This window comes from Dokdonia pacifica (assembly GCF_900188275.1).
Classification (GTDB): Bacteria; Bacteroidota; Bacteroidia; order Flavobacteriales; family Flavobacteriaceae; genus Dokdonia; species Dokdonia pacifica.
Genome location: NZ_FZNY01000011.1, coordinates 1 through 15,939, shown reverse-complemented (window position 1 = coordinate 15,939; position 15,939 = coordinate 1). Strand labels below are relative to the sequence as shown.

The 15,939-nt window shown below is 34.1% G+C and carries 12 protein-coding genes; 11 read left to right on the top strand and 1 reads right to left on the bottom strand.

What is annotated here, in order from left to right:
• Positions 1 to 2 precede the first annotated feature (2 nt).
• The 6 genes from CHB80_RS22435 (at position 3) to CHB80_RS22410 (ending at position 7,048) form a co-directional block, all read left to right on the top strand.
• Positions 3 to 1,169 (top strand): formimidoylglutamase, encoded by a 1,167-nt coding sequence (locus CHB80_RS22435; protein ID WP_089373765.1) that lies wholly within the window; start codon positions 3 to 5, stop codon positions 1,167 to 1,169.
• Positions 1,170 to 1,278: 109 nt separating this feature from the next.
• Positions 1,279 to 2,652, top strand: a complete 1,374-nt coding sequence (porK, locus tag CHB80_RS22430; protein WP_089373764.1) for a T9SS ring complex lipoprotein PorK/GldK — start codon at positions 1,279 to 1,281, stop codon at positions 2,650 to 2,652.
• A 66-nt stretch (positions 2,653 to 2,718) separates the two neighbouring features.
• Positions 2,719 to 3,345 carry a type IX secretion system motor protein PorL/GldL gene (porL, locus tag CHB80_RS22425; protein WP_089373763.1) on the top strand — a complete coding sequence of 209 codons (627 nt, stop codon included), beginning with the start codon at positions 2,719 to 2,721 and terminating at the stop codon, positions 3,343 to 3,345.
• A gap of 47 nt (positions 3,346 to 3,392) precedes the next feature.
• Positions 3,393 to 4,955 carry a type IX secretion system motor protein PorM/GldM gene (gene porM / locus CHB80_RS22420; protein ID WP_089373762.1) on the top strand — a complete coding sequence of 521 codons (1,563 nt, stop codon included), beginning with the start codon at positions 3,393 to 3,395 and terminating at the stop codon, positions 4,953 to 4,955.
• Between the two features lie 18 nt (positions 4,956 to 4,973).
• Positions 4,974 to 5,873 carry a type IX secretion system ring subunit PorN/GldN gene (gene porN / locus CHB80_RS22415; protein ID WP_089373761.1) on the top strand — a complete coding sequence of 300 codons (900 nt, stop codon included), beginning with the start codon at positions 4,974 to 4,976 and terminating at the stop codon, positions 5,871 to 5,873.
• Between the two features lie 122 nt (positions 5,874 to 5,995).
• Positions 5,996 to 7,048, top strand: coding sequence for an NAD(P)/FAD-dependent oxidoreductase (locus CHB80_RS22410; RefSeq protein ID WP_089373760.1), 1,053 nt, complete (start codon positions 5,996 to 5,998; stop codon positions 7,046 to 7,048).
• On the opposite strand, the gene CHB80_RS22405 is transcribed toward CHB80_RS22410, so the two are convergent.
• Positions 7,049 to 7,447, bottom strand: coding sequence for a DUF983 domain-containing protein (locus tag CHB80_RS22405; RefSeq protein WP_089373759.1), 399 nt, complete (start codon positions 7,445 to 7,447; stop codon positions 7,049 to 7,051). It abuts the gene before it with no gap.
• An 81-nt stretch (positions 7,448 to 7,528) separates the two neighbouring features.
• Between CHB80_RS22405 and CHB80_RS22400 the strand changes: the two genes are divergently transcribed.
• The 5 genes from CHB80_RS22400 to CHB80_RS22380 all read left to right on the top strand — a co-directional run bounded on the left by CHB80_RS22400 (position 7,529) and on the right by CHB80_RS22380 (position 15,633).
• Positions 7,529 to 9,442 (top strand): ABC-F family ATP-binding cassette domain-containing protein, encoded by a 1,914-nt coding sequence (locus CHB80_RS22400; protein WP_089373758.1) that lies wholly within the window; start codon positions 7,529 to 7,531, stop codon positions 9,440 to 9,442.
• A 201-nt stretch (positions 9,443 to 9,643) separates the two neighbouring features.
• A complete protein-coding gene (locus CHB80_RS22395; RefSeq protein WP_089373757.1) occupies positions 9,644 to 10,774 on the top strand; it encodes an efflux RND transporter periplasmic adaptor subunit in 1,131 nt (376 codons plus the stop codon).
• A 3-nt stretch (positions 10,775 to 10,777) separates the two neighbouring features.
• Entirely contained in the window at positions 10,778 to 14,065 is a 3,288-nt protein-coding gene (locus tag CHB80_RS22390) for an efflux RND transporter permease subunit (protein WP_089373756.1), read from the top strand.
• Positions 14,055 to 15,419 carry a TolC family protein gene (locus CHB80_RS22385; protein WP_089373755.1) on the top strand — a complete coding sequence of 455 codons (1,365 nt, stop codon included), beginning with the start codon at positions 14,055 to 14,057 and terminating at the stop codon, positions 15,417 to 15,419. The genes CHB80_RS22390 and CHB80_RS22385 overlap by 11 nt, the downstream gene beginning before the upstream one ends.
• Before the next feature lie 34 nt (positions 15,420 to 15,453).
• The gene (locus CHB80_RS22380; RefSeq protein ID WP_089373754.1) at positions 15,454 to 15,633 is read left to right on the top strand and encodes a CPXCG motif-containing cysteine-rich protein; all 180 of its coding nucleotides are present in this window, start codon (positions 15,454 to 15,456) and stop codon (positions 15,631 to 15,633) included.
• Positions 15,634 to 15,939: the final 306 nt, after the last annotated feature.

Here is a 15,939-nt window from a genome sequence, read left to right as displayed (position 1 = left end):
CTATGACATTTGATTTTTTATTGCCCGTAACAGATGTTGCCATTGCGCATATTCAGTTGTTACACCATCAATGTATAGGCAATACAATTAGAGTGCATAGTGACCGTGAAGGGTTTCCTGATTTAAATGGTGTTAAAATAGCCTTGATTGGCTTACGCGAAAACAGAAGGGATCAAGATCATTTAGGTGAAAAACTGTCATTTACAGAGATAAGAAGGGCTTTTTATGAATTATTCCCTGGTAATTGGCATACGCTTATAGCAGACCTTGGAGATATTGATAAAGGGGATAGTATTGAAGATACTTATTTTGCAATTCGAAATATTACAGAAACACTAGTTAAAAAAAATATTATTCCTGTATTTCTAGGAGGAAGTCAAGATTTAGTATACCCCATATATAGATCTTATGATAAATTAGATCAAATGGTAAATCTTGTAAATGTAGATAGCCGTTTTGATTTAGGAGATACAAGTAAGCCATTAGAAAATCATTCGTATGTAGGTAGGATTATTGTTGATAAGCCTTATAATTTATTTAATTATAGTAATATAGGGTATCAGACGTATTTTAATCCTCAAGAAGAAATTGATTTAATGGATCGATTGTATTTTGATGCATATCGCTTAGGAAACGTTACTGCGCATATTAAGAGTGTGGAGCCTGTGATGAGGGATGCAGATATAGTTGCTGTAGATATGGGATCTATAAAAAGTAGTGAGCTAAGTTATAGACATAATAAAATTCCTAATGGTTTCGAAGGGAAAGAAATATGCGCTATCTGTAGATATGCAGGTATTAGTGACAAAGTAAGCTCATTTGGAATCTTTGAATATAAAAACGATGCGCATGAAGAAACAGCAGCAATGCTGGTTGCTCAAATGTTGTGGTATTTTATAGAAGGGGTGAATTATAGAACAAATGAAGATTTAGATGTAGAAAAAGGAAGTTTTATTACATATCAAGTACCTGTTGATGATGAGGTGCTTACGTTTTATAAGAGTAAAAAAACAGAAAGATGGTGGATAGAAATACCATTTATTTCTGGTTTGAATAATAAATTGAAAAGGCATACGTTATTACCTTGCACGCATCAAGACTATTTAGATGGCTGTAACCAGAATATCCCAGAAAGGTGGTTTAAGGCGCGCAAAAAGAATGAGGTATAACCAGTACTAACTAAAAATAGAATGAAAGGTTTTAGGCAAATAAATTGTTTATTTCAAAATAAATAAATAGGTTTACGGCCTAAAATCTAGAATACTTAACCTATATCCTATGAAAAAGTGTGTTGCATTTATTGCGATAATGACTTTGTTATACAGTTGTGGCAAAGGAAACGATCGAGGAGAACTTGTCGGTGTTAAAGGCAAGAGCTGGCATCCAGAAAAACCTTATGGAATGACCCTTATATCTGGAGGAGCATTCATAATGGGAAAAAGTGACGACGATATCGCTGCTGTTGAAGACGCCCCTACAAAAACAGTGACTGTTCGTTCATTCTACATGGATGAAACAGAAATCACAAATTCAGAGTATAGACAATTCGTGCATTGGGTTAGAGACTCAACAATACGTACTAAGCTTGCTATTATGGCAGATGACTTAGGAGAAACTCCAGGTAGTGGAGGTATTGGAGACTTTGCATTTGCCGATGGTGATACAGAGAACTTAAATCCATATCAGCAGTACATGTATGATAACTATTATGGATTAGGCGAAACTGGCTTTGAAGGCCGTAAGCTTAATAAAGACATAGATATCATATGGGATACAAATGAGTATCCTGATGAGTATTACTCTGAAGTAATGGATACTATGTATATCCCAATAGAAGAAGCATACAATGGTCAGCGTACTATTGATGTGGATAAACTTGAATTCAGATATACCTATTTAGATATAGAAGCTGCCGCTAGAGTTAAAGATGGTAAGCGTAAAGACTATATCAAAACAGAAAGAGTAAAAGTATATCCAGATACTACTGTATGGATTAAGGATTTTGCATATTCTTATAATGAGCCTATGCATAATGATTACTTCTGGCATGACGCTTATGGAGATTATCCTGTAGTAGGTGTAGATTGGATGCAAGCAAAAGCATTTTGTGAGTGGAGAACACTTCACAAGAATGAATATCAAAAAACAAAGAAGAGACAATTTGTTAATCGTTTTAGACTTCCTGGAGAAGCTGAGTGGGAATATGCTGCTCGTGGTGGATTAGAAGGAGGAGATTTCCCTTGGGGAGGTCCTTATGCTAAAAACGATAGAGGTTGTTTCTTAGCAAACTTTAAACCTTTACGAGGTGATTATGGTGCAGATCAAGCATTGTATACTGTAGAGGCAGATGCATACGAGCCTAATGATTACAACTTATACAACATGGCTGGTAACGTTTCAGAATGGGTAGCGTCATCCTACGACCCTAACTCATATGAATATATGTCTACAATGAATCCTAATGTGAATGACATTTCTAATAAAAGAAAAGTGATACGAGGTGGTTCATGGAAAGATGTAGCTTATTTTCTTCAAGTAAGTTCTCGTGATTATGAATACCAAGATTCAGCTCGTAGCTATATTGGATTCAGAACAGTGCAAGATTTCTTAGGACTTGATGAAAAGGTGAACTTACGTAAGGCACCTAAATAAATTGTATTAATTACCCCAAATTATATTTAACTAAATCTAAACCTTAACTAAAAAAACTAAATTATCATGGCAAAATCAAAATCTGGTAAGAAATTAATGAATATGGTCTACGGACTAGGAGCAGCAGTAGTAATTATTGGAGCACTTTTTAAAATAATGCACTGGCCTTATGGAGACTTAATGCTTATTATAGGGCTTGTTACTGAAGCGGGAGTATTTGTTGTTTCAGCTTTTGAATCAGTAGATGAAGACTTAGATTGGTCATTAGTATATCCTGAATTAGCAGGAGGTCAATCAAAAGGTAAAAAAGAAGCACCAAAAGATGTTGAAGGTCTTCTTTCTCAAAAATTAGACAATATGCTTAAAGAAGCTAAAATTGACGGTGAGTTAATGGCAAGCTTAGGAAGTAGTATTCGTAATTTTGAAGGAGCAGCTAAAGAAATTTCTCCTACAGTAGAAGCAATGAATTCTACAAAGAAATATAGCGAAGAGATGGCACTTGCTGCAGCTCAAATGGAATCATTAAATAGCCTTTATAAAGTTCAAGTTGAATCTTCTAGTCGTCAGGCTGAGATTAATGAGCAAGTAACTGCTAATGCAGGAAAACTTAAAGAACAAATGGAAAGTTTGGCAACAAACCTTTCTTCTCTTAATGGAGTGTATGGAGGTATGTTATCTGCAATGTCTAAATAATTTAAGTTGGTTATACAACTAATAACTAATCTTTAAAATATAAAGACATGGCAGGAGGAAAATTATCTGCAAGGCAGAAAATGATTAACTTGATGTATTTGGTGTTTATAGCTATGCTAGCACTCCAAATGGGCAAGGAAGTATTATCGGCATTTGGATCGATAAATGCTAAATTAGATAGAGCTAATAATAGTTTCAATACTAAAAATGATCTAGCTTTAAATGATTTAAAGAAAAAAGCAGGAGAAAATGAAGAGTTCGCTGCTGCTGCTGTTACAGCACAGAGCGCTTCAGAATTATCTAAAACACTTTACGATTTCTTAGGTGCTCAAAAAGAAATGATATTTACCGGAAATAATGTAAAGGATAGAGAAGATTTTGAGTCTATGGATAAAACTTCATTTTTAGATGAAAGATATCATAGAGGAGGAAAAGTGTCTCCAGAAGGACAACAATTACTAGATCAAATGGATACATATCGTAATGGTATGATTGCTCTTATAGGTGATAGTAATAAAGATTTGGCTGATCAAATTGCTGCCGATTTCGCTACAGATGATATTACTGATAGTGAAGGTAAAACTCAAGATTACATTAGCTATCATTTTGTTGGATTTCCTATGGTATCTTCTATTACTAAAATGACTCAAATGCAGAATGATATTAAAGTGGTTGAAAATGAGTTGTTATCTAAGTTACTTTCAGGTAATCTTAAAGAATTAGCTTCTATTGATAATTATGAAACAGTAATGACAACTTCAAAAGGAGCGTATTATACAGGTTCTACTTTTGATGGAGTGCTTTCTTTAGGTCGTGTAGATGCTTCTACAAAACCTTCTCGTGTTGATCTTAAATTAGATGGACGTCCTATATCTGCTGATAAAGTAAGTTATGATGGAGGAAAACTAGTTTTAGGAGTAAATACTGGAGGAGTAGGAGATCATAATATTACAGGATCATTATTTTACCCTCAGGATGGTAAAGAAATTGAAGTAAAAGTAGATCAAAAATTTACTACAATTAATAAGCCTAACTCTGCTACGATTGCAGCTGATAAAATGAATGTAGTATACCGTGGGGTGCAAAATCCTATGACTATTACTTTCGCTGGAGTTGCTGATAGCAAGGTGAAAGCTAGTGGTAATGGATTAACACCAGCTGGTGGATCTAAGTATACGATGTCTCCTGGTAAAGGAAAAGAAGTGACAATTAATGTTTCTGCTACCTTACCTGATGGAGGAGGAACTGTTTCTGATAATGCAACATTCCGTATCAAGGATATTCCACGTCCAGTAGGAACAATGCGTAATGACGATTCTGGAGCAATGAAAATGACAAGAGAAGCTGTGGGAGGTGCGCCAGTAGGAGCAACACTACCTGACTTTGACTTTGATTTGAACTTAAGAGTGAAGAGTTTTAAATTCAAAGCTCCTGGTTCAGCAACAGTTTTAGTTCAAGGTAATAAACTAAACCAACAAGCTAAAAATGCACTTAGAAAAGCAAAAAGAGGTTCTAGTGTGCAAATCTTTGAAATTCAAGCTGAAATACAAGGGAATAGTACGTATAAATTACGTAGAATTTCTCCAGTAATTATTGAGTTATCAAACTAAATCTAATAGTATTTAATTATGAATCTTAAGAAATTAATTCTAGTAGCATTTGTTTTTGTGATGACAACATCTGTGTATGCACAAGGAAATATCCTTAATGCAAAAACACCAGATGAAATGTTTGAAAGCACAGAAGGACAAATTGCAAATGACAATGACGAGCCTCTTCCTTATGGGTATGTAGAAAAAAGAGATGTTCTTTGGTCTAAAAATACATGGGAAGTAGTTGACCTAGATGAACGTGTAAATTTCCCATTGTATTATCCTATTGATACAGTAAACATTGGATCTGATAGACGTTCATTATATGATGTTTTAATGAAAAACATCAAAAATGGTAAGATAGATGCAATTTATGACGATTCATATTTTACAAATAAGATCACATTAGAAGATATTCAAGCAGCACTAGAAGTTACTAGAATTAGTGATGACGGTATAAGAGAGCAGAATGAAGGACTTGAAGTTTCTGATTATAACAGAGAAACTATCCGTATTACTGCTCAAGATATCAATGCCTACCATGTAAGAGGGTATTGGTATGTTGATAAGCGTCAAGGTGAGCTAAAGTATCGTTTATTAGGTATTGCTCCTGTCTCTACAGATGTTAACTTTATAGGTAGTGATGATGAGTTTGGTCAAGAAAATCTAGAGTTATTTTGGGTATGGTTCCCAGGTGCTAGAGAAATATTGCATAAAGCAAAAGCTTTTAATAGAAAGAATACTTCTATGCCAATTTCTTTTGATCACTTATTAAACAGTAGACGTTTTAACGGTATTGTTTATAAAGAAGATAATGTACAAGGAGATAGACAAGTGAAAGACTACATTAATAACAATGCAATGATGCAATTATTAGAGTCTACTCGTATTAAAGAATCAATACGAAATCTAGAACAAGATCTTTGGAATTATTAATGTGATTCTATAAAAATATAAAAGGTCATTTAGATACGTTCTAAATGACCTTTTTTTATGCCTAAATTTTTAGAATACTATCTGTAGTCTCATATATCCAATAGGTAGTATCTTTGTTTTGTATGCAAAAAGTAGATTATATTATTGTTGGTTTGGGATTAGCAGGAATTGCTTTTTGTGAACAATTAGAGAATGCCGGAAAATCTTTTTTGGTATTTGATAATGGATTAGGTGGGGCTAGTCGTGTGGCTGCTGGATTATACAACCCCGTAATTTTAAAGCGATACACACTCCCTTGGAAAGCAATAGAACAATTAGATATTGCAATTCCTTATTTTAAAAGAATAGAAAGGAAAATTCAAACTCAATGTATTCAAGAACTGCCAGTTCAAAAAGTATTTTCATCTATAGAAGATCAAAATAATTGGTTTACTGCTTCAGATAAACCTGAACTGGAGCGATTTGTTTCTACTGAGTTAATTTCGGATACTAACCCATTTATTAATGCACCCTATGCATATGGTAGAGTTTTAGAAACGGGAAGGATTGATATTAAAATACTTCAAAAAAAGTATCAAGCTTATCTTGAATCTAAAAACGCTTTCGCGAAAGCGGACTTTGACTACTCAGCAATTGAATTTACCGAGCACGGAATAGCGTATAAAGGAATCCGAGCAAAACGTATTGTTTTTGCCGAAGGATATGGTATGAAGAATAATCCTTATTTCAAGCAGCTGCCTTTGGTGGGAAATAAAGGAGAGTATATTATTGTAAAAGCAACACATTTAAAACTCACAGCTGCTATAAAAACATCGTTTTTTATTGTTCCTTTAGGAGACGATTTGTATAAAGTAGGGGCTACATTTAATTGGGAAAATAAAGATATTGTCCCTACCAAGAGTGCTAGAGAAGAGCTTATTCAAAAATTTACTTCCTTAGTTTCTTGTGAATATGAAATTATAGATCAGGAAGTTGGAATTCGCCCTACTGTGAGTGATCGAAGAGCTTTGCTGGGAGTGCACCCTGAATATCCTCAATTAGTTGTCTTTAATGGTTTGGGAACACGTGGAATTATGATGTCTGCGATGCTAGCAATAAATCTTTATGAACATCTAGAAAATGGAGAAGATTTACTAGAAGAAGTAAATATAAAACGGTTTGATAAAAACAAATAGTTATACGACGTCTACTAGTCTATCTTTTGTTTTATCATATTTCATGAAAAAGTTAATCCATATATTTCGCGAAAGCCTCATAATGATAGGTAAAAACAAAATCATCGTACCTACAATTGCAAAAAATGTATTTAATAGCGTAGCTCCAATAAAGAAATAAGTAATCGCAAACGCAATAGCTGCAAAAATAATTCCGACAGGATAACTTACATACATTGCCCCATAAAAAAAGGAAGGCTCAATTTTGTATTTAGTGTCACAATGAGAGCATCGTTCATGCATCTCTAGTGTTTGTGATAATACGTAAGGGTTAGATTGTTTGTACATAGATTCATTCTGGCAAACTGGACATTTGCCAAATAGAATACTATTGATTTTTGTTCCTTTTAAAAATGCCATAATGAAGTTGATTTACAGTGCAAATTTAAGCATCTTTGCATTCTTCTTTTAGAGAAGACTATAATTTTTATCTATTTAGAGATGCTTAATATCCATAACCTTTCAGTATCATTTCAAGGAGAATATCTTTTTGAGGAAATAACATATAGACTTAATGCAGGAGATCGTGTAGGGCTTGTCGGAAAAAACGGTGCAGGAAAATCTACCATGTTGCGAATTATATCTGGAGAGCAAGAATATGATACAGGTTCTATTGCTATTGAAAAAGAAATTCAAATTGGATTTTTAAAGCAGGATATTGATTTTACAGAAGGACGAACAGTACTTGAAGAATCCTATGAGGCATTTTCTGAAATTAAAAAACTGGAAAAGCAACTTGAAGAAATAAATACACAACTTTCTGAGCGTACAGATTACGAAAGTGATAGTTATAACCAATTGATGATAGATCTTAATGAGATACAACATCAATATGAAATACACGGAGGTTACAATTATCAAGGAGATACAGAACGTATCTTGCAAGGATTAGGATTCAAAAGAGAAGACTTTAATAAGCTTACGGATACCTTTTCTGGAGGTTGGCGTATGCGTATTGAACTTGCAAAACTGCTATTGCAAAGCAATGATATCTTATTGCTTGATGAGCCTACAAACCATTTAGATATAGAGTCTATTATCTGGTTAGAAGGGTTTTTGAAAAATTATACCGGAGCTATTGTAATTGTATCTCATGATAAAATGTTCTTAGATAATGTAACCAATCGTACTATAGAAATATCCTTAGGAAGAATATATGACTACCCTAAAGCATATTCTAAATACTTGGTATTACGTAAAGAATTAAGAGAACAGCAGTTAGCAGCTCAAAAAAACCAACAAAAACATATAGAGCAAACGGAAAAGCTTATTGAAAAATTCAGAGCTAAAGCTTCTAAAGCTACAATGGCACAGTCACTTATTAAAAAACTAGATAAGATAGACCGTATTGAAGTAGATGAGGATGATAATAGTGTCATGACACTAAAGTTTCCTGTATCTGTTACACCAGGTAAAGTAGTAATTGAAGCAGAAAACATTGCTAAAAATTATGGAGATAAGAAAGTGCTTCAAGATATAGATTTGCTTGTAGAACGGGATACAAAAACTGCTTTTGTGGGGCAAAACGGTCAAGGGAAATCTACATTGGCAAAAATTATTGTAGGTGAACTAGAGCATAATGGACATCTCAAATTAGGTCATAATGTGCAAATAGGATATTTTGCTCAAAACCAAGCAGAATATTTAGATGGTAGCAAAACAGTAGAGGATACGATGATAGATGCTGCCGATGAAAAAACAAGACCACGAGTACGAGATATTTTAGGATCTTTTCTTTTTAGAGGAGAAGAGGTAGATAAATATGTGCGAGTACTTTCTGGAGGAGAGCGTAATCGATTGGCTCTTGCTAAAATGATGTTGCAGCCCTTTAATGTGCTCGTAATGGATGAGCCAACCAATCACCTTGATATAAAATCTAAAAATGTATTAAAGGATGCTTTGAGAAATTTTGATGGGACGCTTATTGTTGTGTCACACGATAGAGATTTTTTACAAGGCCTTACAGATAGGGTGTATGAATTTAAAGATTATCGTATCAAAGAATATTTAGGTGATATAGACTATTATTTAGATGCTCGTGAAGTAGAAAGCTTACGCGAAATTGAAAAAAGAGATGATCAACCTGTTAAGGTAGAAACTAAAAAAGATAATAAACAATCTTACGAGGATCAGAAAAAATTGAAAGGCCTGAATAATAAATTAAGTAAGATTGAATCTCAGATCAACAAACTTGAACGGGAAATCAAAGCTATAGATGTTGAAATGGAAATTAATTATGATGCAACTGTGGCACAGCCAGATTTCTTTGATAACTATCAAAATAAAAAGAAAGCACTTGACCAATTGATGGAAGATTGGGAAGAAACATCAGAGCAAATAGATGCAATAGCATAATAATATTTCTTGCATTTTTACTTCTCAGTAGATATTTGCTTTGTCGCTATATGGTTAGTAATCCCTGCTATATTCTAGCATTTAAATTATGAGTTTTTTAACGATATGATACCTAGTGGGTGCATACTTTTGCATCTGGTATAGATGAATCATAATTTTTTTGGATAATTATACCAACTTACCAGAACCAAACCATAACCTATGAGAACAGTTTTGCAAATTGTTGTTAGTCTAATCATTTTAGTTTTAGGCATCTTTTTTATGACTAAACTTTTTGGCTTAGATAAAAAAGAAAGACCAAAACCAAAACCCGTTATTAAAACGGTTTTTGTAGATACAGTTCAAAATGGAACTGTTCCTTTGGTTATAGAAGCAAATGGAAATCTTACGGCTAAACGTAGAGTTGAATTATATTCTGAGGTTCAGGGAGTTCTTATAGCCGGTAATAAATTGTTTAAGCCTGGTCAAGTGTTTCGAAAAGGAGAAACGCTTTTGAGATTGAATGCTTCAGAGTTTAGAGCAACTGTAAACTCTCAAAAAAGTAATTTGATCAATCAAATTACAGCGTTATTGCCAGATTTAAGGTTAGATTATCCAGATGCGTATGCAAAATGGGAGCGATATGTCAATACATTTGATGTTAATAAATCATTGCCAGAACTTCCAGAGATAACTTCAGATAAGGAACGTTACTTCATAACCGGTCGCAATATTCTTACTTCTTATTACAATGTAAAAAATTTAGAACAGCGATTATATAAGTATCGTATAACAGCTCCGTTTTCTGGAATCTTGACAGAAGCAAATGTAACAGAAGGAACACTAGTGCGTAGTGGTCAGAAAATAGGAGAGTTTATAGAAACAGGTGTGTATGAACTTCCAGTCGCCATTAGTAAAATTTATGCAGATTTATTAAAGGTAGGAAAAGAGGTAACTCTAAAGAATTTAGATGATTCAAAAGAGTATAAAGGAGTAGTTACACGTATTAATGGAAATATAGAACAAGCATCACAAACAATCACTGCATTTATAGAAGTTAAAAATGAATCCTTAAGAGAGGGTATGTATCTTGAGGCAGAGTTAAGTGCTCGTCAAGAAACAGATGCAATTACCATTAATAGAGATCTACTGCAATCTGAAAAGCAACTATTTGTTGTAAGAGATACCATTTTAGATATTATAGATGTTAAGCCTGTTTATTTTTCTGAAAAAACAGTAGTTGTAAAAGGAGTGCCTGATGGTACTATCTTAGTTGATAGACCAGTTCCTGGAGCATATGCAGGAATGAGAATAAAGGTCTATGAAGATGGTAAGACAGCAAAAACCGAATAAGTCATGAGAAAACTAATCTCTTACTTTATAAAATATCATGTTGCTGTAAATGTAATTGTGATAGCTTTTGCCATCTTAGGTATTTTAGGAGCGAGATCGATGCGATCTTCCTTTTTTCCGCTAGTAGATTCTAAAAATGTACTGATTACAATTGTCTATCCGGGAGCTTCTCCTCAAGAAGTAGAAGAGGGTATTGTCTTAAAGATTGAAGATAACCTCAAAGGATTAGCAGGTGTAGATAGGGTAACATCTACCTCTAGAGAAAATAGTGGGAGCATTAATGTAGAAATTGCAAAAGGAGAAGATATCGACTTTATGCTTCTAGAAGTAAAAAATGCGGTAGATAGAGTTCCTTCATTTCCTACAGGTATGGAACCACTTGTAGTGTCAAAACTAGAAGCAGTACGACAAACAATATCTTTCGCGGTAAGCGGAAAAGACATTCCGCTAGCTACACTAAAACAGATAGGACGTCAGGTCGAAAATGACTTAAGAGGCGTAGAGGGAATCTCGCAAATTAATGTCTCAGGATATCCAGATGAAGAAATTGAAATCGCAGTAAATGAGAATAACTTACTTGCTTATAATATTTCTTTTGATGAAGTTGCTCAAGCAGTTTCAAGAACAAATATCTTAACTACAGGAGGAACTGTAAAAGCAGATGCAGAAGAATACTTGATAAGAGCAAATAATAGATCTTATTACGGAAATGAACTTGAAAATATTATTGTAAGAGCAGATGCTACCGGCCGAACAGTTCGCTTAAAAGATGTGGCAATAGTACGTGATCGTTTTTCAGAAAATCCCAATGCTACTTTCTATAATGGAGAAACCGCACTTAATGTGGTAGTAACCAGTACAAATTCTGAAGACCTTATCTCTAGTGCTGAAAAAGTAAAAGAATACATAGAAGATTTTAATGTCAAGTATAATAATGTAGAGTTAAATGTAATTACAGATTTATCTACAACCTTAGTACAACGTACAGAACTTCTTACGGAAAATGCGATTGTGGGAATGATTCTGGTACTTATCTTTTTAAGTCTATTTCTAAATACACGATTAGCTTTTTGGGTAGCATTTGGACTGCCAATTGCCTTTTTGGGAATGTTTATGTTAGCCCCTTATTTTAATGTGACAATTAATGTGTTATCATTATTTGGGATGATTATCGTAATCGGTATTCTGGTGGATGATGGTATTGTGATTGCAGAAAATATATATCAACATTATGAAAAAGGCAAAAAACCTATTCAGGCGGCAATAGATGGAACAATGGAGGTGATTCCTCCTATTGTATCTGCAATTATAACCACCTTATTAGCTTTTGGAATCTTTCTGTTTTTAGATGGTAGAATTGGAGATTTTTTTGGAGAAGTATCAGTAGTAGTTATCTTGACGCTTGGTGTTTCATTAATAGAAGCTTTAATTATTCTTCCAGCGCATTTAGCTCATTCAAAAGCATTACGTAAAGACGGTAAAAAACCTACAACAACAATAGGGAGGTTATTTTCAAAATTAAGATATATCAATACGTTTGGAGATAATATCATGTCTTGGTTAAGGGATAATGTTTATAGCCCTTTGCTTAAGACAACATTGCGATATAAATTAATAACAGTCTCTCTATTTATATTTGTCATTCTATTGACAGCTGGAAGCTTTGGGGCTGGAATTATAAGAGGTGCATTTTTTCCTCAAATAGCAAGTGATCGTGTTCAGATTACGCTCAATATGCCTAATGGAACGAATGAAAAAGTAACAGATAGTATTATTTCTTTCATAGAAGAAAAGGCAATAGAGGTAAATAAGGAATTTACAGAAGAGTATTTTGCAGGTACAGATAAGGAACTCACTGAAAATATTATTAAAAATTTAGGACCAGGTAGTGCTGCTGCAACCTTAACGATGAATCTTTTGCCTGGAGAAGAACGCCCAGATGAAATTACATCTATTCTTGTGACAAACCGCTTACGCGAAAAAGTAGGAGAGGTGATTGGCGCAGAGAGTCTTGTTTTTGGAGGAGGAGGAAATTTTGGAGGAAGCCCAGTTTCAGTTTCTCTTTTAGGAAATAATATAACAGAACTAAAAGCGGTAAAAAAAGAGTTAAAAGATATTTTACTAGCCAATCAACTTCTTAAAGATGTTACCGATAATGATCCTGCTGGAATTAAAGAAATAAGATTGGAGTTAAAAGAGCAAGCCTATGCTTTAGGGCTTAATCTTAGTACGGTAATGGCGCAAGTAAGAGCTGCGTTTTTTGGAACACAAGCACAGCGTTTTCAAAGAGGGCAAGATGAAATAAGAGTGTGGGTGCGTTATGATAGAGAAGATCGTTCTTCTATAGCAGATTTGGATGCCATGCGTATTTTGGTACCTAATGGCGAGCGTGTACCACTTCAAGAAATAGCAACCTATACCATACAAAGAGGTGATGTGGCTGTAAATCACTTGGAAGGACAACGCGAAATCCAAATATCAGCCGATCTTAAGGATCCTAAAAATACAAGTGCAACCGATATCGTAGCAGAAATACGTAACGAAATCATGCCAGAAATACTCTCTAAATATCCAACAGTAACTCCGTCTTATGAAGGGCAAAACAGAGAGGCTAATAAGCTTACAGATTCTTTAGGTCCCGTAGGTATTGTTGTATTGCTGCTTATTTATATCACCATAGCATTTACATTCCGTAGTTATAGTCAGCCTATATTATTAATATTGTTGGTGCCGTTTAGCTTACCTGCCGTTGCCTGGGGACATTGGGTTCACGACTTTCCAGTAAATATTCTGTCTATGCTTGGAATTATAGCACTTATTGGGATTATGGTAAATGATGGTTTGGTGCTTATAGGTAAATTCAATACAAACCTGAAAGAAGGGATGTCTTTTGATGATGCCATTTATGAAGCTGGTCGAGCTCGTTTTAGAGCAATATTCTTAACCTCGATTACAACCATAGCTGGACTAGCACCATTAATTTTTGAGCAAAGTAGACAAGCGCAGTTCTTAATTCCTATGGCAATATCTATTGCGTATGGTATTGGCTTTGCTACGATTCTTACATTAATACTTCTTCCTATATTTTTATCTTTTAGCAATAGTATAAAAGTCGCTTTAAAATGGATATACATAGGAGGAGATGTCACTAAAGAAGAAGTAGAAAGAGCTATTAAAGAAAAGAAAGAAAGTGAATCCCATATGTATTCAGATCAAGAATTAAAAGAATCACTAGAGATCAATGAAGAGTTGCAATCAGAACCAATAATTGAGCATGAACATGAATCTTAAGCAGTATGTTATAACTTTTGTTATTGTGGTATTCGCTTTCGCGAAAGCGTACGCACAAGAAACCCTATCGGAAGTATTGCCTAAAGAAGAAGCAGTATCTCTAATGCTTGAAAATAACTTTGGCATTCAGCTAGCAAATAATCAAGTGGCTATCTCAGAAAACAATACCAGTATTCTAAATGCAGATTATCTGCCTACCATATCTGGAAATGCAGGTGCAAACTTTGATAGAACAACTAGTAATACAGATTTTGGAGGCGCAACAGATCAAGAAGGAAATCCAAGACCAGATATAGAAATAGAAGGAGCAGAGACTACAAGGTATAATGCATCTATAAATCTTGATTATACATTGTTTGATGGGTTAGGACGGTATTACAACTATAAACAACTTAAAGAGCAATACAATCTAACACAACTTCAAGCAAGGGAAACGATAGAAAATACAATGTTGCAACTGTTTTCTGTGTATTATGAAGTCGCTAGATTGAAAGAAAATGTAATTATTCTAGAAGGAGCGCTTCAGGTAAGTAAGGATAGGGCTGTTAGAGCACAATATCAATTTGACTATGGGCAGGCAAATAAATTACAGATATTGAATGCTAAAGTAGATATCACAACAGATAGTATCAATGTATTAAATGCGCGTCAAAGTTTAAGAAATGCACAGCGAGATTTAAACGTAGTGCTTAATAGAGATTTAGAAAAAACCTTTCTTGCAGATACTACAGTTTCTTTTGTAAATGCGTTAGTTATAGATAGTCATATAGAACAAGCAATGCAAAATAATGTAACCTTGCTTCAGTCTGAACAAGATATCATTATCAGTGACTATCAAATTAAAAGTGCCAGAGCTTTGTTTTTACCTACAATAGGTCTGACAGGAAGTTATGGTTGGAATCAGTCTAACAATCCAGCATCTGCTTTTTTTCCTAGTACAACATCTACTTCTAATTCATTAGCTGCAGGGGCAAGCTTACGTTGGAATATCTTTGATGGTGGTAGATCGATAGTCGCGCTTAAAAACGCAAAGATATTTAGGCAAAGCCAAGAATTGGTAAAAGAGCAATTACAACAGCAAGTGCAACGTGATATCGCAAATGCAAAAGGAGATTATAAAAATGCACTTACTATTTATGATCTTCAAACGCAAAATGTAAAAACCAATGAAGATAATTTTAAGCGTTCTCAAGAAAGATTAAAACTAGGTCAGATTACAAGTGTTGAATTTAGGCAAGCGCAATTAAACCTTTTAAATGCGCAGGTTACAAAAAATGCTGCAAAATACACTGCAAAATTGGCTGAGTTACAACTTTTGCAACTTACAGGACAACTTCTTAATGTTGCTTTCTAAAATAGGTAGATAGTAGTAAATTAAAAATACAGTTATGTATGAATATTTTTTTCAATGTCCACACTGTTGGGAAGAGATATCTATGTTGCTAGATCCTTCTGTTAATACATCCTATGTAGAAGATTGTGAAGTCTGCTGTAATCCCATTCAGGTTTCAGTTGCTTTTGAAGAAGGCGAGCTACAATCATTTCAAGCAGAGAGTATTGAACAATAAGGATATTTTGTTGCGATAGTATCATCTAAATAAGTAATGACTAATAGTTTATTTTCTATCATTATATGGTATTGTTTTGCAGTGGGTTGTAATTTTTTTTAAAAAAGGTTGTGATTTTTCTTTTTAGTTAGAAAAGAGGTGTTATCTTTGCGGTCCGTTTCGGCGAAAACGGGTAGTTCATTAGATTGATTTTGGAGTTATTTTTTCGGATAAAAAAAGATTAAATTTTTTTCATTTTTTGTTTGTTTGGAATAAAATAATAGTTGTACATTTGCACCCGCTTTGCGAGGGATATTGTAGAGCGAA

What these genes read in the sequence shown, in the direction of transcription:
- CHB80_RS22410 (WP_089373760.1), top strand. Translation starts at nt 5,996, where the DNA reads ATGCAAAAAGTAGATTATATTATTGTTGGTTTGGGATTAGCAGGAATT.
- porN (WP_089373761.1), top strand. Translation starts at nt 4,974, where the DNA reads ATGAATCTTAAGAAATTAATTCTAGTAGCATTTGTTTTTGTGATGACA.
- CHB80_RS22405 (WP_089373759.1), bottom strand. Translation starts at nt 7,447, where the DNA reads ATGGCATTTTTAAAAGGAACAAAAATCAATAGTATTCTATTTGGCAAA.
- porK (WP_089373764.1), top strand. Translation starts at nt 1,279, where the DNA reads ATGAAAAAGTGTGTTGCATTTATTGCGATAATGACTTTGTTATACAGT.
- CHB80_RS22380 (WP_089373754.1), top strand. Translation starts at nt 15,454, where the DNA reads ATGTATGAATATTTTTTTCAATGTCCACACTGTTGGGAAGAGATATCT.
- CHB80_RS22385 (WP_089373755.1), top strand. Translation starts at nt 14,055, where the DNA reads ATGAATCTTAAGCAGTATGTTATAACTTTTGTTATTGTGGTATTCGCT.
- CHB80_RS22400 (WP_089373758.1), top strand. Translation starts at nt 7,529, where the DNA reads ATGCTTAATATCCATAACCTTTCAGTATCATTTCAAGGAGAATATCTT.
- porL (WP_089373763.1), top strand. Translation starts at nt 2,719, where the DNA reads ATGGCAAAATCAAAATCTGGTAAGAAATTAATGAATATGGTCTACGGA.
- CHB80_RS22435 (WP_089373765.1), top strand. Translation starts at nt 3, where the DNA reads ATGACATTTGATTTTTTATTGCCCGTAACAGATGTTGCCATTGCGCAT.
- porM (WP_089373762.1), top strand. Translation starts at nt 3,393, where the DNA reads ATGGCAGGAGGAAAATTATCTGCAAGGCAGAAAATGATTAACTTGATG.
- CHB80_RS22395 (WP_089373757.1), top strand. Translation starts at nt 9,644, where the DNA reads ATGAGAACAGTTTTGCAAATTGTTGTTAGTCTAATCATTTTAGTTTTA.
- CHB80_RS22390 (WP_089373756.1), top strand. Translation starts at nt 10,778, where the DNA reads ATGAGAAAACTAATCTCTTACTTTATAAAATATCATGTTGCTGTAAAT.